15 protein-coding genes and 2 tRNA genes are annotated in these 22,150 nt (G+C 72.9%); 3 read left to right on the top strand and 14 right to left on the bottom strand.

What is annotated here, in order from left to right:
* Positions 1–6 precede the first annotated feature (6 nt).
* Positions 7–966 carry an NAD(P)-dependent oxidoreductase gene (locus ABT170_RS06710; RefSeq protein ID WP_351864578.1) on the top strand — a complete coding sequence of 320 codons (960 nt, stop codon included), beginning with the start codon at positions 7–9 and terminating at the stop codon, positions 964–966.
* Between the two features lie 22 nt (positions 967–988).
* Here ABT170_RS06710 and ABT170_RS06705 read toward each other — a convergent pair whose 3' ends face one another.
* From ABT170_RS06705 to ABT170_RS06660, 10 genes are all read right to left on the bottom strand, one after another.
* Positions 989–1,870, bottom strand: coding sequence for a TetR/AcrR family transcriptional regulator (locus tag ABT170_RS06705; protein ID WP_329944806.1), 882 nt, complete (start codon positions 1,868–1,870; stop codon positions 989–991).
* Positions 1,871–1,961: 91 nt separating this feature from the next.
* Entirely contained in the window at positions 1,962–3,593 is a 1,632-nt protein-coding gene (locus ABT170_RS06700) for a DHA2 family efflux MFS transporter permease subunit (protein WP_329944805.1), read from the bottom strand.
* Between the two features lie 194 nt (positions 3,594–3,787).
* Entirely contained in the window at positions 3,788–5,977 is a 2,190-nt protein-coding gene (locus ABT170_RS06695) for a mannosyltransferase YkcB-related protein (RefSeq protein WP_351864574.1), read from the bottom strand.
* Positions 5,974–7,347 (bottom strand): bifunctional glycosyltransferase family 2/GtrA family protein, encoded by a 1,374-nt coding sequence (locus ABT170_RS06690; RefSeq protein WP_502970480.1) that lies wholly within the window; start codon positions 7,345–7,347, stop codon positions 5,974–5,976. The genes ABT170_RS06695 and ABT170_RS06690 overlap by 4 nt, the downstream gene beginning before the upstream one ends.
* Before the next feature lie 26 nt (positions 7,348–7,373).
* On the bottom strand, positions 7,374–8,987 hold the full coding sequence (locus tag ABT170_RS06685) for a HAMP domain-containing sensor histidine kinase (protein WP_351864571.1): 1,614 nt from the start codon (positions 8,985–8,987) through the stop codon (positions 7,374–7,376).
* Between the two features lie 94 nt (positions 8,988–9,081).
* The gene (locus ABT170_RS06680; protein WP_329944801.1) at positions 9,082–9,828 is read right to left on the bottom strand and encodes a response regulator transcription factor; all 747 of its coding nucleotides are present in this window, start codon (positions 9,826–9,828) and stop codon (positions 9,082–9,084) included.
* Positions 9,829–10,006: 178 nt separating this feature from the next.
* Positions 10,007–10,879: an amidohydrolase family protein gene (locus ABT170_RS06675; RefSeq protein WP_329944800.1), complete on the bottom strand. Its 873-nt coding sequence runs from the start codon at positions 10,877–10,879 to the stop codon at positions 10,007–10,009.
* 41 nt (positions 10,880–10,920) lie between these two features.
* Positions 10,921–11,931, bottom strand: coding sequence for a DUF2797 domain-containing protein (locus tag ABT170_RS06670; protein ID WP_351864684.1), 1,011 nt, complete (start codon positions 11,929–11,931; stop codon positions 10,921–10,923).
* A gap of 83 nt (positions 11,932–12,014) precedes the next feature.
* Positions 12,015–12,087, bottom strand: a tRNA-Arg gene (locus ABT170_RS06665).
* Between the two features lie 226 nt (positions 12,088–12,313).
* Positions 12,314–12,404, bottom strand: a tRNA-Ser gene (locus ABT170_RS06660).
* A 251-nt stretch (positions 12,405–12,655) separates the two neighbouring features.
* Between ABT170_RS06660 and ABT170_RS06655 the strand changes: the two genes are divergently transcribed.
* Together ABT170_RS06655 and ABT170_RS06650 are read left to right on the top strand one after the other, a co-directional pair.
* Complete coding sequence (locus ABT170_RS06655) at positions 12,656–13,216, top strand: SSI family serine proteinase inhibitor (protein WP_329944798.1); 561 nt, start codon at positions 12,656–12,658, stop codon at positions 13,214–13,216.
* Between the two features lie 235 nt (positions 13,217–13,451).
* Positions 13,452–17,822, top strand: a complete 4,371-nt coding sequence (locus ABT170_RS06650; protein WP_351864566.1) for a hybrid sensor histidine kinase/response regulator — start codon at positions 13,452–13,454, stop codon at positions 17,820–17,822.
* Positions 17,823–17,943: 121 nt separating this feature from the next.
* Here the strand turns inward: ABT170_RS06650 and ABT170_RS06645 are convergent, their stop codons facing one another.
* The 4 genes from ABT170_RS06645 to ABT170_RS06630 all read right to left on the bottom strand — a co-directional run bounded on the left by ABT170_RS06645 (position 17,944) and on the right by ABT170_RS06630 (position 22,150).
* A complete protein-coding gene (locus ABT170_RS06645; RefSeq protein WP_329944796.1) occupies positions 17,944–19,593 on the bottom strand; it encodes a long-chain fatty acid--CoA ligase in 1,650 nt (549 codons plus the stop codon).
* Positions 19,594–19,811: 218 nt separating this feature from the next.
* Positions 19,812–20,366 (bottom strand): SigE family RNA polymerase sigma factor, encoded by a 555-nt coding sequence (locus ABT170_RS06640; RefSeq protein ID WP_329944795.1) that lies wholly within the window; start codon positions 20,364–20,366, stop codon positions 19,812–19,814.
* 195 nt (positions 20,367–20,561) lie between these two features.
* The gene (locus ABT170_RS06635) at positions 20,562–21,728 is read right to left on the bottom strand and encodes a lipid-transfer protein (protein WP_329944794.1); all 1,167 of its coding nucleotides are present in this window, start codon (positions 21,726–21,728) and stop codon (positions 20,562–20,564) included.
* A complete protein-coding gene (locus ABT170_RS06630) occupies positions 21,725–22,150 on the bottom strand; it encodes a MaoC family dehydratase (protein WP_329944950.1) in 426 nt (141 codons plus the stop codon). The genes ABT170_RS06635 and ABT170_RS06630 overlap by 4 nt, the downstream gene beginning before the upstream one ends.

The following is a 22,150-nucleotide window of genomic DNA, read 5'->3' as shown; positions in this document are numbered from 1 at the left end:
GCTCCCGTGGCTGTTCCTCCTGGTGACATCCCGGATCCGGACCTGCTCGCGCGGGCCCGGCTGTTCACCGCGCCGTCCCTGGACGCCTCCCTGGTACGCGAGGTGGAACGGATCACCGGGCGCCGCGCGGAACCAATGGGCAGTGCCCCGCCGGACGGCCCCCATCTCTGTGTCGGCGCCTCGCTGCCGGACGCCTGGCGCACCGGACGTCTGGTGTGGTTCCACAGCGTCAACGCGGGGACGGACGCGCTGCTCGCCGCCGGCCCCTGGCCCGCCGGGGCACTGCTGACCCGGACCGTCGGGCGGATGGGCGAGCGGATCGCCCAGTACGTGCTGGCCTGGGTGCTCGCCGAGTGCCAGTCCGTGCCCGAGTTCGCGGCGCAGCACGCGCGGGCCGAGTGGCGTCGTCTGCCGTCCGAACTCGTCGCCGGGCGGACGGCCCTGATCTATGGGACCGGAAGGATCGGTGCGGCCGTCGCCGGGCTGCTGCGCGGCTGCGGAATCCGGACGGTGGGCGTGGCCCGTGCCGCGCGTGCCGTCCCGCCGCCGGGTTTCGACCGGGTGATCGGGGCCGGCGAGGACACCGGCGCACTCGCCACCGCGCGGTGGGTGGTGTCCGCCCTGCCGCTGACCAGGGCGACGGAGGGATTCTTCGGAGCGAACCGGTTCGCGGCCGTGCGGGGGGCCACCTTCGTCAATGTGGGCCGGGGCGCGACGGTGGACATGGGCGCGCTGGAGGCCGCGCTGCGGGACGGTTCGGTGCGGCGGGCGGTGCTCGATGTGCTGCCCGAGGAGCCGGCCGCGCCCGGGGACCGGTGCTGGCGGCTGCCCCGTACGGTGATCACCTCGCACTCCGCGGGGATCACCGCCGACGAGGACGTGACCACGGACTTCGGCACCTGCTGGAGCGACGTCCGCGAGGGCCGCGTACCCCGTCTGGCCGTGGACGTGGGCCGGGGGTACTGAGTAGGGCCTTTGGGCGGGGAGGTTACGGGGATGTCGTCGCCGCGTCCGCGGCCGTGTCCACCGCCACGTCATCCACCGCCACGTCCGTGCCCGTGTCTGTGCCCGTGCCCGCGCCCGTGTCTGTGCCCGCGCCCGCCTCGGCACGGTCGCGGTCGCGCATCGCCTCGATGCCCGCGATCAGCATGTCCATCGCGAACGCGTAGTCCAGCTCGCGCATGTCCGCGACCGTGTCGCCGCCGCGGGCGTCCATCAGATCCTGCGAGTTGGTGACGATCTTCCTCAGATTCGGCTGGGCCCGGACAGTGCCCATGGCCTGCTGGTAGTAGTCGTCCTCGGTGAGCCCCGCACTCTTGGCCCGCTCGACGAAGTGGCCCTCGATGGTGCCGAATCCGTGGACGAACTGGAAGACGGCCGACAGCGCGCCGGACTGGTGCTTGAGGGGCAGGCCGGTGGCCCGGATGACGTCCTGGACGGCGTACGAGAAGAGCATGGCGTGCGGGCCGATGTTGAGGAAGTGACCCGCCAGCGGGGAAAGCCAGATGTGGCGGACGATCAGCTCGCGGTAGCTGCGTGCCAGCTCGCGCAGCCGGTCGCGCCAGTCGCCGTCCTCGCGCGGGCGCCCGATCTCGGCGTAGACCAGGTCCATGGCCAGCTCCAGCAGGTCGTCCTTGGTGTCGACGTACCAGTAGAGGGACATCGCGGTGACGTCCAGTTCGGCGGCGAGCCTGCGCATGGAGAACTTGGCCAGGCCCTCGGCGTCCAGCAGCCGGATGGTCGCCGCGGTGATCTTGTCCCGGTCCAGGCCCGCCGGGGAGTCGGCCCTGCGGGCGCGCGAGGTGTCCCGTTGATCCAGCCACACGCTGGTCCTCGCGGGGTTGTTCGCACGGTCGGCCGCGGACACCATGGCGCACTCTCCTCGTCTTGCCGGCGGAACGAGCCGGTGGCGGACGCATGGACCGGAAGGTGAACGTCCGGTACATGCGTCCCATCCGATGCTATGCCGCCGGGCCGGTCGAGTCCGCCTGGGCGGATACCTCCCGGTCCGTACCGGAAGCGGAACCGGAGGCAGAACCGGAAGCGAGGCCCGAACCGGAACCGGAACCGGAGGCGGATCCCGAGCCCGCTCCCGCGCCCGCCGCCTCGGCACGTTCGGCCCGGCGCAGCAGGAACGCGGCGGTCAGTCCGCCGATCAGCACCGCCACGGCGCCGACCAGCTGGCTGGTCTCCAGACCCGAGGCGAAGGCGTCCCTGATGCCCTGCGCCTCCGACTCGCTGTCGGCGGCGGCGAGCGCGGCGGGCAGCGAGGCCGCACCGACGGCGGCGGGCACGAGAGCGGCGAACCGGGAGTTGAGCACGGCACCGAGCACGGCGACCCCGAGCCCGTTGCCGAACTCGCCGAGGGTGCCGTTGACCCCGGCACCCACACCCGCCTTCTCCGGTGGGATGGCGCTCATGATGGCGTTCGCCATCGCGGGCATGGCGAACGAGATGCCCGCCCCCATCACGACCAGGCCGAGCAGCATGCCCGCGTAGTCATGGCTGCCGAGCAGGGCGATCGCCGCGAGACCGGCCGCCAGGCAGGTCATCCCGGCGGCGATGGTGAGCGGAGTCCCCAGCTTGGGTACGAGCCGGGCGCCCACACCGGCGAGGTTGAGGATGACGACGGTGATCGCGAGCGGAGCCGTACGGAGACCGGCTTCCAGGGGCTCGTACCCGAGCACGAACTGAAGGTGCTGCGTGAGCAGGAAGAGCGATCCGCTCATCCCGAAGGCGACCAGGATCGAACCACCGACCGCACCGATGAACCTCTGGTTCCGGAAGAAGTGCATGTCGAGCATCGGGTTGGGGATGCGCAGCTCCCACAGGACGAACCCGGCGAGGACGGCGGCCCCGGCGAACGCGGTCAGCAGCACCTGGCCGGAGGTCCAGCCGTGTTCCGGCCCGGAGATGATCGCGTACACGACCGCGGTCATCCCGATGGTGGAGAGCACCGCGCCCAGCAGGTCGGGGCGGTCGCCCTGGGGGTTCTTGGACTCCGGTACGAGGCGGACGACGGCGATCAGACCGATCACCGCGACCGGGATGTTCACGAGGAAGATCGCGCCCCACCAGTAGTGGTCGAGCATGAACCCGCCGAGGAGCGGGCCGACGGCGAAGCCGAGCGAGCTGACGGTCGCCCAGAGACCGATGGCCTTCACCCGCTCAGTGTCGTCGAAGACCTGGACGATGACGGCGAGGGTGGTGGTGATCAGCAGCGCACCGCCGATGCCCATCCCGGCACGGGCCGCGATGAGCTGCCCGGAGGACTGCGAGAGCCCGGCCGCCAGCGAACCGATCCCGAACAGGGCGAGACCCGCGACCAGCATCTTCTTGCGCCCGTAGCGGTCGGCCGAGCTGCCCGCGGTGAGCAGCAGACCCGACTGCACGAGGGAATAGGCGTTGATCATCCACTGCACATCGGCCGTGGAGGCGTTCAGTTCCGTGGTGAGGGAGGGGATCGCGACGTTCAGAACGGTGTTGTCGAGCAGCACGGTGAGCTGGGCGAGGCAGATGACGCCAAGGATCAGCCAGCGCTGCGGGTGGCCCCGGGGGGCGAGGTCTCTGGGCTCGGCGGCGTTCGCCGTCATACGGGCTCCTTGGGCTCCAGCGCGGCTTGTACAGCGTACGGGACAGACGCCATACACCGTATGGGATGCCCTGTACGCCGTACAACTCGATTCCGCCGAGCGCGCCGGACGACGGACGCCCGTTCAGGCGGTGGACCGGGGTCAGGTCGTGGACCGGGGTCAGGTCGTGGACCGGGGTCAGGTCGTGGGCTGGGTCAGGTGGTGGGCTGGGTCAGGTCATAGAAGGTGGCGCTGCTGACGGTGACCTCCTTGAAGTTCTCCGTCACCCATGAGGAGATCTGCGAGGACGCCCCGGCGCCGCCCATACCGCCACCGCCCATACCGCCGCCTCCGCCACCTCCGCCGCCTCCCGAGATGAAGTAGTGGATCCTGCCGTCCGTCACGTACTTCTTGAACTGTGCGAGCGTCGGGGAGGGGTCACTGCCGTTGAACCCGCCGATCGCCATCACCGGTTCACCGGTGGCGAGTTGATAGCTCGCGGCGTTCTGAGAGCCGATGGCGGCGGCCGACCAGGTGTAGTCGTCGGCGTGCTTCTCCAGGAGTTTCCTGGCCTCGGCGCCGACGGACGCGCCGTTCAGCAGCCCGCCCATGCCACCACCGCCCAGGCCACCCCTGCCACCCCTGCCGTCCTCACCCATGGCCCCGGGCGGGGTGCCGGGAACAGCGCCCTGCCGACTGTTGCCCTGCCCCTGCCCCTGGTTCTGCCCCTGACCCTGGTTCTGCCCCTGGCCCTGGCCCGGACCGCCGGCCGGTGGCTGTACCGCACCGCCACCCTGCTGGTTCGGCTGCCCCGGCGGCTGCGTCCCGCCGCGCGTTCCATCGCCGTCGCCCCGGGCCCCGCCGCCACCGGGACCGCCCCGGCCGCCTCCGCCCGGCCCGCCGAAACCGCTCGCGCCCGACGGTCCCGCCGTGACGATCGACCCCTGGTGCCCGGTGTTCAGCGTGCTGACCGTGTACGCGGCCGGCCCGGCCAGCGACGCGACGGAGCTCAGCGCCACCGCGGCGAACGCGAGCCGGCGCCCGGCCCGTCCGGCGAACAGCAACCCGGCCGCGCCCACCAGACCGGCGCCCAGGACGGCCCACCGCAGCCAGGGCAGATGGTCCGGGGTGCGCCCCAGCAGGAGGTACGACCAGATCACCGTGACGGCGACGGTGGCGGCGAGCACGCCGCGCGCCCACCACGTGGACCGTTCCTCCCACAGGACCGTGGCGCCCATGCCGACGAGGGCGGCGATGTACGGCGCCAGCGCCACCGTGTAGTACTGGTGGAAGATCCCCGCCATGAAGCTGAAGACCACTGCGGTCATCAGCAGCGATCCGCCCCAGGCGAGGAAGGCCGCACGGGCCGTGTCCGTCCGCTTCGCCTTCCGGGTCAGCCAGACGCCCGCGGCCAGCAGGATCAGCGCGGCGGGCAGCAGCCACGAAATCTGGCCGCCGATATCGGAGTTGAACATCCGGCCGATGCCGGTCTCCCCCCAGCCGCCGCCCCGTCCGCCGCCTCCGACGCTGCCGGTCTCCTCTCCGTTGATCCGGCCGAGACCGTTGTAGCCGAAGGTGAGTTCCAGGAACGAGTTGTTCTGGGAGCCGCCGACGTACGGTCGCGAGGAGGCGGGCCACAGCTCGACGATCGCCACCCACCAGCCGCCCGCGACGACCACCGTGAGGGCGGAGAGGGCGAGTCGGCCGAGCCTTCGGCGTACGGAACCGGGCGCGAACACCCCGTACAGCACCGCCAGCGGCGGCAGGACCAGGAAGGCCTGAAGGGTCTTCGTCAGGAACGCGAGCCCGACGGCGGCCCCCGCCCAGACCAGCCACTTCGTGCTGCCGTTCTCCATCGCCCGCAGGACGCAGTAGACGGTGACGGTCATCAGGAGCGCGAGCAGGGCGTCCGGGTTGTTGAAGCGGAACATCAGCGCGGCGACCGGGGTCAGCGCGAAGACCACCATGGCGGTCAGCCCGGCGGCAGCGCCGAAGCGGCGGCGTACCGCGGCGTACAGCACGGCGGCCGTGGCCACGCCCATCAGCACCTGCGGGACGAGGATCGCCCAGGAACCGATTCCGAAGAGACGCACGGACAGGGCCATCGGCCAGAGGGCCGCCGGGGGTTTGTCGACGGTGATGGCGTTGGCGGCGTCCAGCGAGCCGAAGAAGAACGCCTTCCAGCTCTGGCTGCCGGCCTGAACGGCGGCGGAGTAGAAGGAATTTGCGTAGCCGGAGGCGCTGAGATTCCACAGGTACGCCAGCCCCACGAGGAGCAGCAGACCGAGGAACGCGGGCTTCACCCAGCGGGCGTCGGCGGGCACCGGAGGGCTCGGGGCAGTCGGCGGCGCGGGGAGCCGCAGGGGAACCGGCGGGGGAATCGGCGGGGTGGTGCTCGTGGTCATCGGGTGTCCCTCATGTCATCCGGACGCGGGTCGGTGCGCCGGTCCGGGAAGACCCAGGCGCGGAAGAGCAGGAAGCGCAGCACCGTCGCCGCGAGGTTGGCCGCGATCAGCACGGCGAGCTCCGTGCCGTGCGAGGGCGAGCCGGTGGCCGCCCCCAGCGCGGCGAGCGAGCCGCTGGTCAGCGCGAGGCCGATGGCGAAGACCACGAGCCCCTGCGCCTGGTGGCGTACGGCGCCGCCCCGGCCGCGTACGCCGAAGGTGAGCCTCCGGTTGGCCGCCGTATTGGCGACGGCGGACACCAGTAGCGCGCCGCCGTTGGCGGTCTGCGGGCCGAGACCCATCCGGAACAGCGAGTACAGGGCGAGGTAGAAGAGTGTGGACAGGACGCCCACGACACAGAACCCGACCAGTTGGCGGGCCAGCCCGCCCGGCACCCCGGGCAGCGCGCGGTCGCGCGGGTCGTCCCCGAAGGGCCGGGCGAGCCGGTCCAGCGGCAACGCGCCGACGGCCAGTGCCCGCCCCACCCGCCACACGCCCTTCAGGTCCTCGGCCGCCGTCCGCACGATGTGGACGGTGGAGTCGGGGTCGTCGACCCAGTCGACCGGCACCTCGTGGATGCGCAGCCCGGCCCGCTCGGCGAGCACCAGCATCTCGGTGTCGAAGAACCATCCGGTGTCCTCGACCATCGGCAGCAGCCGTTCGGCGACCTCGCGCCGGATGGCCTTGAAGCCGCACTGGGCATCGCTGAAGCGGGCGGCCAGCGACGAGCGCAGGATGAGGTTGTAGGCCCGCGAGATGAACTCCCGCTTCGACCCGCGCACCACGCGTGAACTGCGCGTCAGCCGCGAACCGATGGCCAGGTCGGAGTGGCCCGAGATCAGGGGGGCGACCAGCGGGAGCAGCGCGTTGAGGTCGGTGGAGAGGTCGACGTCCATATAGGCGAGGACCGGGGAGTCGGAGTGCGACCACACGGTACGCAGCGCCCGGCCGCGCCCCTTCTCCTCCAGCCGGTACGACCGCACCTCCGGGAGGGCCGCGGCGAGGGCCGCCGCCACCTGGGGCGTGCGGTCGGTGCTCGCGTTGTCCGCGACGGTGATGCGGAAGCGGTACGGGAAGGTGCGGGCCAGATGGTCGTGCAGGCGCAGGACACAGGGTTCGAGGTCCTGCTCCTCGTTGTGGACGGGGACCACGACGTCGAGCACGGGGGCACCGGCCGCATCGGCCTCGCAGGCCAGGAGATGCTCCCTCGCCGGCAGGCTGCTGGTCCCTCCGCCGACACCGCCACCACCACCGCGACTGCCGCTGCCGCTGTCGCTGCTACTGCCGCTGTTTCCGCTACTGCCGCTGCTCCGGAGGCTGTCGGTTCGCATGTCATCGACATTCGCCAACCGCCCTGTCACACCGGTGTGCTGAGCCTGTGCCCACCCTGTGAGTCACCGGCCCCGGTCCGCGGGCCGGCCCCTTCGCCCGGTCCCGCGTCCACCGGGCCGGCCGGCAGCTCGACGGCGAAGACCGTGCGACCCGGTTCCGAACGCACCACCACCCGCCCGCCGTGCGCGTCCACGACGGCCTGCACGATGGCGAGCCCCAGCCCGGTGGAACCCGCGCCGCGCGAGCGGGACGCGTCACCCCGGGCGAAGCGTTCGAAGACGTGCGGCAGCAGCTCGGCCGGGATGCCGGGCCCGTCGTCCCGGACCTCCAGCGTCACCCGGGGCCGTTCGGCGGAGGCCGCCAGAACCCGGACGGTGACGGTGGTCCCGGGCGGGGTGTGCGTACGGGCGTTCGCCAGGAGGTTGACCAGCACCTGCTGGATACGGGGTGGATCGGCCCGTACGGCCGTGGGAGCGTCCGGCAGCTCCAACCGCCAGTGATGCCCGCCCCCGCCTCCCCGCCAGGCACCCCCCGCCTCGGACGCCCCGTCCGCCACGCGCGCGTCGCTGACCGCGTCGACGACGAGCGGCAGCAGATCGGTGCTCTCGTAACTGAGCGGGCGCCCGGCGTCGAGCCGTGCCAGCAGCAGGAGATCCTCCACCATCCCCGTCATCCGCCGCGCCTCGGACTCGATCCGCCCCAGCGCGTGGCGGGTGTCGGGGCCGGTGTCCTCGCGGCCCCGCCGGGTCAGCTCGGCGTACCCGCGGATCGAGGCCAGCGGGGTGCGCAGCTCATGGCTGGCGTCGGCGACGAACTGCCGCACCCGCGTCTCGCTCTCCTGCCGCACCGCCAGCGCCGAACCGACGTGCCCCAGCATCCGGTTGAGCGCGGCGCCCACCTGCCCGACCTCCGTACGGGGGTCGGCCTCGGTGTCCGGGACCCGGTCGAACAGGGCCACCTCGCCGCTGTGCAGGGGGAGTTCGGAGACCCGGGTCGCGGTGGCGGCGACCCGGCGCAGCGGTCGCAGGGCGACCCCGACCATGGCGGCGCCCGCGATCCCGGCGGCGATGAGCCCGGCGGCGGTGACGCAGACCTCGACGAGGATCAGGGTGGAGAGGGCGCGGCTGACCTCGTCGCCGGGGACGCCGACCAGGACGGTGTGCCCGTCCGAGGTGGCGACGGCCTCCACCCGGTACGCGCCGAGGCCGGGCAGATCGATGCCGCGCGCCTCCCCGCCGGCGCCGGGCCCGACGCTGTCCGCCCCGTCCGGCAGCCCGTCCCTGAGCCCATCGGCCAGCGCGCTCTCCAGCGCGGCCCGCTGGGCGCCGGTCAGTGGCTCGGCGCTCTCCTGGGCGCGCCGGCCACTGTCCACGACCACCTTCGAATCGGTGACGGTCCCATCGACGATCACGGCCCCGAAGGTGCCGAAGGGCTGGCCGCCCCCGCCGATGAAGCCCAGCGTCCGGGTGCCGCGGAGACCGGCGGGAAGCGGCGCGGGGCCGGGTGGCCGCTCCGCGCGTACGGCGATGGAGTGCAGCTGGTCGTCGAGCTTGCCGTACATATAGCTGCGGAAGGCGATCGCGGTGACGGAGCCGATGACGGCGGCGACGACCGCGATGAGGGAGACGGCCGACACCACGAGCCGGGTCCGCAGCGTCCACGGCCTCCGCCCGGCAGGGCCGACCGGCCGCGCGCGTCTCCGCGGAACACCGCCCGCCCACCGCGCCCGCCCCCTACTCACCGGGCTTGATGAGATACCCCGCCCCGCGCCGGGTGTGGATCATCGGCGTCCGTCCGGCATCGATCTTCTTGCGCAGATACGAGATGTAGAGCTCGACGACGTTGGCCTGGCCGCCGAAGTCGTAGTTCCACACCCGGTCCAGGATCTGGGCCTTGCTGAGCACCCGGCGCGGATTGCGCATCAGGAAGCGCAGCAGCTCGAACTCGGTGGCCGTGAGGTGGATCGAGTCCCCGCCCCGGCTCACCTCGTGGCTGTCCTCGTCCAGCACCAGGTCACCGACGGCGAGCGTCGACTCGGCGCGCACGGTCGCCGCCGCCGTGCCCGATCGCCGGATCAGCCCGCGCAGCCGCGCCACGACCTCCTCCAGGCTGAACGGCTTGGTCACATAGTCGTCGCCGCCCGCGGTGAGCCCCGCGATCCGGTCCTCCACCGCGTCCCGGGCGGTCAGGAAGAGGACCGGGACGTCGGAGTACTCCCGCCGCAGCCGTCCGAGGACGGACAGGCCGTCCATGTCGGGGAGCATCACATCGAGCACCACCGCGTCCGGGCGGAAATCGCGCGCCGCGCGTACCGCTCCGGCACCGTCCCCGGCGCTGCGCACGTCCCAGCCCTCGTAACGCAGGGCCATGGAGAGCAGCTCGGCGAGCGGCGCCTCGTCGTCCACGACCAGTACGCGCACGGGGCTGCGGTCCGGCCTGAGCAGTTCGGTACGCCCCTGGGGCGAGGTCGTCGTCGTCATGACCCCACCCTGTGAGGCGCGTCTGAGAGACGCCTGACCCGTTCCTGTGAATTTCCTGAGAAGCCCCGCCGGATTCACGCCGGATCCGCGCCGGTCCCAGCGCCGGTCCCAGCGCCGGTCCCAGCGCCGGTTTCTGCGCCGGTTTCTGCGCCGGTACGCGCCGGAATCCCCGCCGGTCTCAGCCGAACAACGCGCTCGCGTTCCCGTGGCACACGCCCCGCAGCCACGCGTCCCCCAGCTCCAGCCGCTCCAGTGCGTGCAGCTGATGGACGTACGGATAGGGGATGTTCGGGAAGTCGGTCCCCAGCAGGACGCGGTCACCGAGGTCCGCGAGCCGCGCCCGCTCCGCCGGCGGGAAGGGCGTGAAACCCTCGGTGAAGTCGGTGAACGCCATCGTCGTGTCGAGCCGCACCTCCGGGTACGCCGCGGCCAGCGCCAGGAACTCCGCGTACTCCGGCATCCCCATGTGCGCCACCACGAGCCGCAGCCGGGGGTGCCGTGCCAGCAGCCGGCCGATCGGCTCGGGTCCGGTGTACGCGCCCGGGGCGGGCCCGGACCCGCAGTGCATGACCACGGGGACCCCGGCCTCGGCCAGCAGCCCCCAGACGGGTTCCAGGAGCGGGTCGTTCGCGTCGTACGCGCCGACCTGGAGGTGCGACTTGAAGACCCGGGCCCCCGCCTCCACGGCCTCCCTCACATACGTCTCCACGCCCTCCTCGGGGAAGAAGGTGGCGGTGTGCAGGCAGTCGGGGACCCGCGCGGCGAAGTCCGCGGCCCAGCCGTTCAGCCAGCGGGCCATCCCCGCCTTGTGCGGATAGAGCATCGAGGTGAACCGGAGGACACCGAACGAACGCAGCAGGGCGAGCCGTTCGTCCTCGTCGTGCCGGTAGGTGATCGGCCACTCCATGCCGGTCAGCGGCCCGGCGGAGTCGAAGTACGCCCACACCTTGCTCAGCACCCGCTCCGGCATGAAGTGCGTATGGACGTCGATGATCCCGGGGAGCCCGAGCCGCTCCCAGAAAGCCACGACCTCGTCCCGTTCCTGCCCCACGCGCGCTCCCTCGCCCTTCACCGGCCGCGGACCGGCCTGCCTCAGAACAACCCACCCTGCACGCCGCCGCCCCCAATGTCGATGAGTGGGACACGTACTTCGCTGCGCACCGGGCGCTCCGGGTCCGCCGGGGCCGCGGAAGTCAACGTGCCCGCAGGGGATGTCGTCGAGCCCGCCGCAGACGTCGTCGAAGCTCCCGGGGCCCCCGGGGACGCCGTCGAGGCTCCCGGAGCCGCCGAGGCCGCCACGAGATCCCAGCCGGTGATCAGCCGGGTGTCCAGCACCACCACCCCGCCGACGCCCGCCCCGGCCGTCGCCAGATGCAGATCGGGCCCGGCCGCCGCGACGAGCCGCCCCGCGACGACACCGCCGTCCACCAGCGCGCTCACGGCCCTGACCGCCTCCGGCGCCCCCTCCAGCCCGAACACCCCCACCTGGTCGACCGCCTCGAACGGCAGCCGCTCCAACGACTCCGGCCAGCCGCCGCCCTCCAGCGCGACCGCCCGCCCGTACAGCTCCGCCACCTCGGCGGCCCGCTCCGCCGCCCCCGGCAGCCCCGCGCGCACCGCACGCTTCCTCGCGTACGGAATCCGGTCCGGCACCCCCAGCGCGGCCCGCAGCAACTCCTCGGTCCGCCGCGCCGCCATCAACGGCCCGCGCCCCAGCCAGCTGAACACCACGGCCCCCTGTTCCCGCAGCCGCGCCGCCCCCCGCTCCTCCCCGGTGATCCCGACCTTGACCATCCCGGGCCCGAACCACGCGAGATAGACGCGGTACGTGCGCGGGTCATCGGCGATCGTGTCCGCGGCCACCGAATGCGCCCGGTCCAGCCGCGCGCACTCCGCGCACCGCGCCCCGGTACTCCGCGCCGGCACCACCGCCCCCACCGGACACACGTTCCCCCGCGCCCCCACGCAGTGCCGCTCCCCCACCGCGCGGAACCCGAGCTCCGCCCCGTACGCGAGCACACTCACCCGCCGGGCGTCCCCTCTGCGCCACCCCAGCTCGGGACTCTCCCCCGGCCACCGCAGCCCGGTGCACAGCCATCCCATGAGCCGGTACCTGCCCTCCATGGATCACACGGATCACACGCGAGAGGCCCCCAGGATTTCTCCTGGGGGCCTCTCGTCTGCTGTGCACTCGGCAGGATTCGAACCTGCAACCTTCTGATCCGTAGTCAGATGCTCTATCCGTTAAGCTACGAGTGCTTGGCGTTCCGGGCTTTTCTGCCTGGTCGGCGTTGCGAGAACAACATTACATGACCTGTGCCGTGACGCGAAATCCATTAGCCATACCGCCTCCGACCTGCGAAAACGCCGTTTCGAGGCGGATCTCGGCCACCTCCTCGCGCGCTTGCGCCCCCTGCGTCGCAGCGACGACGGTCCGGGGACGACCGAAGCCCCGTGCCGGTGGCACGGGGCTTCGGTGTTCGAGCGGAGGCGGAGGGATTTGAACCCTCGATGGGCTTTAAGACCCAAACCGCATTAGCAGTGCGGCGCCATAGACCGGACTAGGCGACGCCTCCAGCACACCCCGCGCGAACGCGAGTGGTGCGTGCAGATGATGACACAGACGAGCGTGCTGTCACCAATCGCCGCCCACGGTACTAGGCAGGCGGGTGCCAGGGCAAAGCATCTTCCCCGTACCGGTGCGCAACGTCGGGGCGTGCGGCGCGTTAGAGAGACGGGGTCACGATCGCTGACGGCCGTCCGCTGTCCGCAGCCGCCCTTCCACCGAGTCCGTCGAGTCCGTCGTGTCAGAGCACAGGAGCCCCGCATGCTGCGTCGTCTCACCCTCACCGCCGCCGTTTCCCTCGCCTCCCTCGCCGTGCTGTCCGCCGCCGCTCCCGCCGCGACGGCCGCGGGGCCGCTGTCCATGCCGATCCCGCCGCTGCCGGTCTTCCACGACCTCGGGGACGGGCTGGGGAACGGGCTGGGCGGCGCCCTGGGCAACGGGCAGGGTGCCGGGGCCGGGCTCGGCCGCTGGCTGGACGGGGCCGGTGCCGCGGAGCCGACCCGGCTGACCGTGACGGTCTCGGAGTCCGGCGACCGGGCGGCCGACGGGGTCTTCGAGCTCCAGTGCGCGCCGACCGGGGGCAGCCACCCGCAGCGGCAGCAGGCCTGTGACCGGCTGACGCAGGCGGCGGGGGCGGACGAGGAGCTGTTCGCGCCGACACCCGCGGACGCGATGTGCACCCAGATGGACGGCGGGCCGGCCTCCGCGCGCGTCGTCGGGACCTGGCGCGGACGCCACATCGACACGACCGTGAGCCGGAGCAACGGCTGCGAGATCTCGCGCTGGAACAGGCTCGTTCCGCTGCTGCCGACGGTCAAGTAGCCGCCCCCGCCCGGCCCGCCGCCCTGTGTCCGCGCACGTCACAGGGTGCGCGGTCGGGCACGCCACCGGCCCCCGGCGTACACGGCGCGCACAGAACCTTGGTGAGAGCTCCCCCTCATCCGCCGCCCCTCGGCGCTCCCCAGCCTTTAGACTCCTCCAGTGACAGCCTGCGGCCCGAGGGGCAAGATGGGGCCCGCTGTCGGCAAGGTGCGGTAACCAGGGAGGAAGCGTCGTCGTGAGCAGCAGGCCATCCCGAGGCGCTGCTCGCCTCGCAGCCATACTCGACGCCCTCCCGGACGGGCTTCTGCTCGTCAATTGCAACGGCACGGTCGTCAACGCCAACACCATCGCCCTCGAAATGTTCGAGACCCCGGGCACCGCGCTCGTCGGGCGCGGACTGCTCGATCTGCTTCCGGAGTTCGACTCCAAGCTGATCCCGGGGTCGATGCGCCGGCCGGAGGCTGCGGACGAGCAGGGCAGGACCAGGCCGACGCGGATGACCGCGCGGCGCACCGACGGCAACGAGTACCCCGTCGAGGTCACCAGCGCGAGCCTGGACAGCGGGCAGGCCGAGTACAACGACATCCACCACGCCAGCTACACGGGCGACGAGCTGCTGATGCTCGTCGTACGGGATCTGTCGGGCACCGTCGACACCGAGGCCGAGCTGGCCCGTTCGCAGCGTCAGACCGAGATGATCCTGCGGGCCGCCTCCGAAGGTGTCGTGGGCACGGACACGGACGGCCGGGTCGTCCTGGTCAACCCCGCCGCCGCGCAGATCCTCGGCTTCCGGGCGAGCGACCTGGGCGGCCAGGAACTGCACCCGCTGATCCTGCACTCGCGTGCGGAGGGCGAGCCGTTCCCGTACGAGGAGTCGCCGCTCGCCGACACGCTCAGGTCCGGGCGCAAGCACCGGGTGCGCGGGCAGGTGCTCTGGTCCAAGAGCGGCGCGCAGGTACCGGTGGACCTGACGACCGCTCCGGTACGGGACGGGGACCAGCTCGTCGGCGCGGTGATGACGTTCACCGACCGCAGGCCGCACCAGGAACTCACCGAGCAGCACACGGCGTCCGTCGCCGAACTGACCGCGAGCCACACCGCCGAGGTCGAGGCGCTCACCGAGCGGCATGCGGCCGAGGTCGCCGCCCTCACCGAGGCACACGCCGCCGAGCTGGCCGACCGGACCGAGCGCTACGCCTCCGAGCTGGAGGAACAGGCCGAGCGCATCGCCGCGCTGACCGGCCGGCACGCCCAGCTCACCGCCGTACTCGGCGAATCACTGCGCGGACCGCTGGAGGAGCTGCGCGGCGAGCTGTCCACGCTCGCCGCCGATCCGGCGGGCCAGCTCTGGCCCGAGGCCAACCAGATCCTGCATCACCTGGCCGCCGGATACGCCCGGATGACGACGCTCGTCGACAACGTGCTGGGCTACCAGCGGCTCGACGCCGGTACGGAGGGGCTCGCCAAGGTCCCCGTGCTGCTCGACGCCATCGTGGCGGCGGGCGTCGACGGGGCGGTCGAGCTGATCGGCCCGGGGCGCGCGCAGTTCGCGGTGCACGCCCCGCCGATCGAGGCCGAGGTGGACGCGCGGCAGCTGGCGACGGCCCTCGCCCATCTGGTGGCGGACGTGGCCGGCGTCGACTCGACCGGCAAGACACGGCCGGTCCCGGGCGGCGGCTATGTCGACTCGACCGTGGTCGTGGCCGCGGCCCAGCGCGGTGACGTCGTACGCATCGAGGTGCGCGGGCCGTTCGCCGGTGGAGACCCGGTGCATGTGCCGATCGTGCGCGGGATCGTACGGGCGCACGGCGGCGTGCTCCAGACGCACGAGGTGCCGGGGATGAGCGGCAGCGCGTACGTGCTCGAAGTGCCGATCGGCTCCGGTTCGGGGACGGTCGCGTCCCAGGCCGTGTCCCAGGCCGTGTCCCCGGTCGCCCCGGAGGAGTTCGGCGCGCAGGCGGCGGACAGTGCTCAGGCGGCCGGTGCGGGGACGGGTTCGCCGGAGAGCGTTGTTCCGGATGCCGGTGCTCCGGAGGCCACGAGTGGGGGGCGGCGACGGGCGCGCAGGTCGTCCACGGACGCGTTCCTGGAGAGCCCCGTGGGAGCGCCACAGGCCGAGGACACCGCGGCGGCCGAACCGACGGGGCGGCGCAGGGCGCGCCGCGCGCCCGTCGCGGCGGACGGGCAGCAGCAGGCCCAGGAGCTGATCCCGGCTCAGCAGGGCGAGGGCTCGGGCCGCAGGCGCGGCCGTCCCAGCCCGGCGGAGACCGGGGCGGTCCGGACCGGGGCGACGGAGACCGGTTCCGTGGCGACCGGAGCGGCGGAAACCGGATCCGTGGCGACCGGAGCGGCGGCCGTTCCCGGCGGTCCGGCCGGGCAGTCGCCCCAGCAGACACCTCAGCAGTCGCCCCGGCCGGCACAGCAGCAGGCAGGACAGCAGGGGCAGGCCCTCGCGCTGCCCTCGGCGGCCTCCGCGGCCCCGTCGGCCGCCGTCTCCCCCGCGCCCTCCGAGGGGTCCGTCGTCACGGCGGCCGAGGGGGCTGCTCAGGCCGGCGGCGGGCGCCCGCAGCGAGGGCAGACCGTACCGCCGCAGGGCGTGCCGTCCGAGGCGCAGCAGCCGGTACCTCCCACGGGGCGCCGCGCGCGCCGCGACGGGGAGAACCGGCCCGCGCTCCCGGCTCTCACCTCCGGCAGCCATGACGCCGAGGCGCCCGGCAACGCCCTCACCGAAGCTCCCGTCCCTGCCGAAACCGACGCCGACGCCGACGCCTCGCAGGCCCAGCAGCCCGGCGGGCGGCGGGCCCGGCGGGCACTGGCGGCGGCGCAGGAGCGTTCCGCACAGGCCGAGGCGGCCGGGCCGCGCACCACGTTCGCCCTTCCGCCCGCCGATGCCGACCGGGTCCCGCCGGTCCCGTCGGCCCCGCCGGCCCCGCCGGCCCCGTCCGTGCCGCTCGCACCCCAGGAGGTCCGGGAGCCCCGGGCGGGCCAGGAGCGCCACGATGCCGTCCGCACCGCGCCGGACGCCGACCACACTCCACCGCAGGCGCACCCCGCGCAGTCCGACTGGGGGCGTGGCGGTACGTCCGGTCGGGGCCTGGCCGCGCTGACGGTGTACGACGACGTCGACGTACCGGAGAGCGGGCCGTCGACACCGCCCGCCGCGCAGCCCACCACGGCCGCACCGCCCGCAGGAACGCCTTCCGCGGGGACTCCTTCCACGGGGACTCCTTCCACGGGCGCACCGAGTCAGGCGCCGGACGAGGTGTCCTGGGCCGCTCCCGGCCGCACCACGCACACCACGGGCACCACGGGCACCCCCGTCCCGCCGCACCCGGCCGACGGCGGCGCGGGCGCCCCCGTGCCGGACGCGCGACGGCAGCCGCTGCCCGCGGAGGCGCCGATGCCCGGCGCGTCGTCGGATTCGACGCAGGGGCGGGCGTTCAGCGTGCGGACCCTGGGGCAGGGCGTGCCCTTCGCGCAGCACCTCGCGCACCAGCAGAACCAGAGCCTCGGCGGTGCGGGACGGCGCCGTAAGCTCGCCGCCCCTCCGGAGGCCGACCCGACGGGCGCCGACCAGCCCGGCACGGCCCCCGCGGGCGGCACCCCGGCAGGCGGTACCCCGGCGGCCGGCGGCCACCCCGGTGCCCCTCAGCCCGGTGGCACCCACGCCGGCGGCCCCCGTCCCGGTGGTGGCCCCCAGGCCGCGGCCACCGGACCCGGTTCCGGTTCGGGCCGGCTGCTGGCTCCCCCGGCAGCCGAGGGGCGCGCGTACGCCATAGGCGCACCCGACGAGGGCGCCGAGGGTCCGGAGCCGCTGGACGGCCCCGGTGGCGCGGTCGAGGTCGCCAACCGCCCGCAGCCGCGGCCGGTCGACGACGAGCTGCCCCCCGAGCCGCTGGACAATCCGCGCCGGCTGCTCGTCTGGCCCGCGCCCGATGTCTCCACCCAGCAGGCGCTCAGCGACCGCGGCTACCGCCCGGTGATCGTCAACTCCCGCGAGGAGGTCGATGCCCAGATCGCCGCGTTCCCCGCCGCGCTGTTCGTCGACCCGCTGACCGGGCCGATCACCCGTACGGCCTTGCAGTCGCTGCGCCAGGCGGCGGTGGCGGCCGAGGTTCCGGTGCTGGTGACGGCCGGACTGGGGCAGGCGACCAGGGAGGCCGCCTACGGCGCCGACCCCGCCGTACTCCTCAAGGCACTCGCCCCTCGGGACAGTGAGCAGCATCCCCCGAGGGTGCTCCTGATCGAGGAGAACGAGGAGATCGCGCTGGCCCTGACGGAGACGCTGGAGCGGCGCGGGATGCAGATCGCGCGGGCCTCGGCCGACAGCGAGGCCGTCGAACTCGCCACCCGGATGCGGCCGAACCTGGTGGTGATGGACCTGATGCAGGTACGCCGCCGGCGCGCCGGGATCATCGACTGGCTGCGCGCGAACGGCCAGCTGAACCGCACCCCGCTGGTCGTCTACACCTCGGCCGGTATGGACCGGGCGGAGCTGCCGAGGCTCAGCTCCGGCGAGACCGTTCTCTTCCTGGCGGAGCGGTCCACCAGCGACGAGGTGCAGTCCCGCATCGTCGACCTGCTGGCGAAGATAGGGACCAACTGAACAACGGATCCAGCAGGTCCAGCAGGTCCAGCGGCATGGGAGGAGGGCGGTACGGGAGCAGGCTCCCGTACCGCCCTCCTCCCTCTGTCCCGCTGAGCTGATCCGCGCTTCCGCTGTCGCGTCAGAGCCGCGTGATGTCCAGCTCGCCGTCCGCGTACTGCTTGCGGATCACCTTCTTGTCGAACTTGCCCACGCTCGTCTTCGGCACCGCCGGAATGATCGTCCAGCGCTCCGGCAGCTGCCACTTGGCGATGCCGGACTCCGCGAGGAACGCCCGCAGCGCCTCGTACTCGGCGACGGCCCCCTCCTTGAGGACCACGGTCGCCAGCGGACGCTCGCCCCACTTGTCGTCCGGGACGGCGACGACGGCGGCCTCGGCGACATCCGGATGGGCCATCAGCGCGTTCTCCAGCTCCACGCTGGAGATCCACTCACCGCCGGACTTGATGACGTCCTTGGCCCGGTCGGTCAGGGTGAGGAAGCCGTCGGCGCTGATCACGCCGACATCGCCGGTCTTCAGCCAGCCGTCCTCGCTGAACTTGTCCTCGGGGCGCTGGTGTTCGCCGTCCGCGCCGCCGTAGTACGCCCCCGCGATCCAGGGACCGCGGACCTCCAGCTCACCCGCCGCCTCGCCGTCCCACGGCAGGTGCTCGCCGCCGGGGCCCACCAGGCGCGCCTCGACTCCGGCCGGGAAGCGGCCCTGGGTGACGCGGTAGGGCCACTCGGCCTCGGCGTCGAGCCCGGCGGGCGGGTTGGCCATGGTGCCCAGGGGCGAGGTCTCCGTCATTCCCCAGGCGTGGCAGAGGCGGACGCCGAGCCTGTCGTACGCCTCCATGAGGGAGGGCGGACAGGCGGCGCCGCCGATGGTGACGTTGGCCATCGAGCTGAGGTCGCGCGGGTTGGCGGTGACCTCGGCGAGCAGGCCCTGCCAGATGGTGGGCACCGCGGCGGCGTGGGTCGGCCGCTCGCGCTCGATCATGTCGGCGAGCGGGGCGGGCTGGAGGAAACGATCCGGCATCAGCATGTTCACGCCGGTCATGAACGTGGAGTGCGGCAGGCCCCAGGCGTTCACATGGAACTGGGGGACCACCACGAGGGTGGTGTCCTTGTCGGTCAGTCCCATGGACTCGGCCATGTTGACCTGCATGGAGTGCAGGTAGATGGACCGGTGGGAGTAGACGACGCCCTTGGGGTCACCGGTGGTGCCGGAGGTGTAGCACATGGCCGCGGCCCGGCGTTCGTCCAGCTCCGGCCAGTCGTACGTGGTGGGGCGGCCCGCGATCAGTTCCTCGTACTCGTGCACGCGCGGCGCGACCCCGGCGAGGGCCGAACGGTCACCGGGACCCGAGACGATCACATGCTCGACGGACGGCAGGTGGGGAAGCAGCGGTACGAGGAGCGGCAGCAGCGAACCGTTGACGATCACCGCCTTGTCGTCCGCGTGGTTGACGACCCAGACCAGCTGCTCGGCGGGCAGCCGGAGGTTGAGGGTGTGGAGCACGGCGCCCATGGAGGGGATGGCGAGATACGCCTCCACATGCTCGGCGTTGTTCCACATGAGGGTTCCCACCCTCTGGTCGCCGTCGATTCCCAGCTCGTCGCGCAGGGCGTTGGCCAGTTGCGTGGCACGTGCGCCGACCTCGGCGAAGGTGCGTCGTTGCGGCTCGGGTTCGCCGGTCCAGGTCGTGACCTGCGACTTCCCATGGATGGTCATCCCATGGGTCAGGATGCGGGTCACAGTCAGCGGTACGTCCTGCATGGTGCTCAGCACGGCGTCCTCCCGGTGGGCGCTACGCGGCAGTAAGGTTCCGCTGATTCTGCTCACATACCACGCGGTATGTCACTACTTCCGGGAGTACGAATCGGTGTCGGCCGACGGAAACGGACGGTTCGGACCCGCCTGCTCCACGCCGGACCGGCGGGCCGGCGGACCGGGGGCCGGACGTCGGCGGATCGGCGGATCGGCGGGCCGACGGGCCGGACGTCGGCTCAGCGGACCGGTGTCAGCTCCGGGTCCTCGCGGAGCTTGCCGAGCGCCCGTGACACGGCGCTCTTGACCGTGCCGATGGAGACCCCGAGCACCTCGGCCGTCTGCGCCTCGCTGAGGTCCTCGTAATAGCGCAGGACGACCATCGCCCGCTGCCGGTCCGGGAGCTTCAGCACGGCACGCCACATCGCGTCGTGCAGCGTCTGCTGTTCGGCGGGATCGGCCGCCGGGACGCCCTCCTGTTCGGGCAGCTCGTCGCAGGCGAACTCGTCGACCTTGCGCTTGCGCCACTGCGAGGTGCGCGTGTTCAGCAGGGCCCGGCGGACATAGCCGTCGAGCGCCCGGTGGTCCTCGATCCGCTCCCAGGCGACGTACGTCTTGGTGAGCGCGGTCTGCAGCAGGTCCTCCGCGTCGCAGGGATTCGCGGTGAGGGAGCGGGCGGTGCGCAGCAGTACGGGCCCCCGCGCCCGTACGTACGACGAGAACGACGCGTAGGGCGGGTGTCCGGCGGCGGCAGTGGCTGCCCTGGAGGCGCCCGTGCAGACTGGCGTGGTCATGGCTCCACGCTAGGAGCGGGGGCCGCCCGGGGGATCGCCCCCAGGTCCCGAAGCCGGGTCCGCCTCAGGTTGTAGGGGCGGGGCGGACTACACCTCCTGTAGGTGGAGGGGCCGCTACCGCCGGTCAGGGTCCACCCCTGAGACAGCGGCCGGACACCCGGCCGTACGCTCCCGGGGCCCGCGCACTCCGGGCTCTCAGCCGTCCCGGCCCAGGATCAGCCCCGACGTGGGGACGCCGGTGCCCGCCGTGACCAGGGTCCTGGCCGCGCCGGTGACCTGGTTGACCGAGGTGGAACGGATCTGCCGGACCGCCTCCGCGATGCCGTTCATCCCGTGCAGATACGCCTCCCCCAGCTGGCCCCCATGGGTGTTGAGGGGCAGCGCGTCGTCCGCCACGAACCCGGCGGCCTCACCGGGCCCGCAGAAGCCGAACTCCTCCAGCTGCATCAGCACGAACGGGGTGAAGTGGTCGTAGAGGATGCCCACGTCGATGTCGGCGGGGGAGAGCCCGGAGGTCCGCCAGAGCTGCCGGGCGACCACACCCATCTCCGGCAGCCCGGTCAGCCCGTCCCGGTAGAAGCTGGTCATCTGTTCCTGGGCCCGCCCCGCCCCCTGCGCCGCGGCGACGATCACCGCGGGCGGTCGCGGCAGGTCCCTGGCGCGTTCGGCGCTGGTCACGACGATCGCCTGACCGCCGTCCGTCTCCTGGCAGCAGTCGAGCAGCCGCAGCGGCTCCACGATCCAGCGCGAGGCGGCGTGGTCGGCGAGCGTGATCGGTTTGCCGTGGAAATAGGCCGCCGGGTTGCGCGCCGCGTGCCGCCGGTCGGTGACCGCGACATGGCCGAAGACCTCCGGCTCCAGTCCGTACGTGTGCAGATACCGCTGGGCCGCCATCGCCACCCAGGAGGCCGGGGTGAGGAGCCCGAAGGGGAGGTTCCAGCCGAGTGCCGTGCCCTCGGCGGTCGGCTCGCGCCGCTGCACCCCGGAACCGAACCTGCGCCCGGAGCGCTCGTTGAAGGCGCGGTAGCAGACCACGACGTCGGCCACCCCGCTCGCCACCGCGAGGGCCGCCTGCTGCACGGTGGCGCAGGCCGCCCCGCCGCCGTAGTGGACGCGGGAGAAGAACGACAGTTCGCCGATACCGGCCGCCTGGGCGACGGTGATCTCGGGACTGGTGTCCATCGTGAAGGTGACGAGACCGTCGACGTCGGAGGGCGACAGACCGGCGTCGTCGAGCGCGGCCCGGACGGCCTCGACGGCCAGGGTGAGCTCGCTGCGCCCGGAGTCCTTGGAGAACTCGGTCGCCCCGATGCCCACGATCGCGGCCTTCCCGCCCAGCGAGTCGGCCCTGCGCACGCTCATGCCGCACCTCCGGGCAGGGCGACGGTGACCGTTCCGGCGACGTGCCGGCCGAGGCCGTTCGTACCGACGACCGCCACCTCGGCCACCGGATCAGGGCCGGGGGTGAGTGCGGTGACGGTACCGGTGAGCACCATCGTGTCCCCCGGGTAGTTGGGGGCGCCCAGCCGGATCGCGACCCTGCGGAGGACGGCCGAGGGGCCGAAGTGGTCGGTGATGTACCGGCCGACGAGGCCGTTGGTCGTCAGGATGTTCATGAAGATGTCCGGCGAGCCCTTCTCCCGCGCGAGCTCCGCGTCATGGTGTACGTCCTGGTAGTCCCGGGAGGCGACGGCCCCCGCGACGATCAGGGTCCGGGTCACGGGGATCTCCAGCGGTGCCAGCTCCTCACCCACCCGCGTACCGCTGTCCTCCGCCCGCTCCAC

Origin of the sequence: Streptomyces sp. NPDC001787, assembly GCF_040297465.1 — a bacterium.
Classification (GTDB): domain Bacteria; phylum Actinomycetota; class Actinomycetes; order Streptomycetales; family Streptomycetaceae; genus Streptomyces.
The sequence above is the reverse complement of the archived record's forward strand: the minus strand, read 5'-3'. Positions and strand labels throughout refer to the sequence as shown.

Bases quoted from the DNA above. Each gene is read 5' to 3' on its own strand.
- ABT170_RS06705 (WP_329944806.1), bottom strand. From the start codon at position 1,870: ATGGTGTCCGCGGCCGACCGTGCGAACAACCCCGCGAGGACCAGCGTG.
- ABT170_RS06700 (WP_329944805.1), bottom strand. From the start codon at position 3,593: ATGACGGCGAACGCCGCCGAGCCCAGAGACCTCGCCCCCCGGGGCCAC.
- ABT170_RS06695 (WP_351864574.1), bottom strand. From the start codon at position 5,977: ATGACCACGAGCACCACCCCGCCGATTCCCCCGCCGGTTCCCCTGCGG.
- ABT170_RS06690 (WP_502970480.1), bottom strand. From the start codon at position 7,347: ATGCGAACCGACAGCCTCCGGAGCAGCGGCAGTAGCGGAAACAGCGGC.
- ABT170_RS06680 (WP_329944801.1), bottom strand. From the start codon at position 9,828: ATGACGACGACGACCTCGCCCCAGGGGCGTACCGAACTGCTCAGGCCG.
- ABT170_RS06670 (WP_351864684.1), bottom strand. From the start codon at position 11,931: ATGGGATGGCTGTGCACCGGGCTGCGGTGGCCGGGGGAGAGTCCCGAG.
- ABT170_RS06655 (WP_329944798.1), top strand. From the start codon at position 12,656: ATGCTGCGTCGTCTCACCCTCACCGCCGCCGTTTCCCTCGCCTCCCTC.
- ABT170_RS06640 (WP_329944795.1), bottom strand. From the start codon at position 20,366: ATGACCACGCCAGTCTGCACGGGCGCCTCCAGGGCAGCCACTGCCGCC.
- ABT170_RS06635 (WP_329944794.1), bottom strand. From the start codon at position 21,728: ATGAGCGTGCGCAGGGCCGACTCGCTGGGCGGGAAGGCCGCGATCGTG.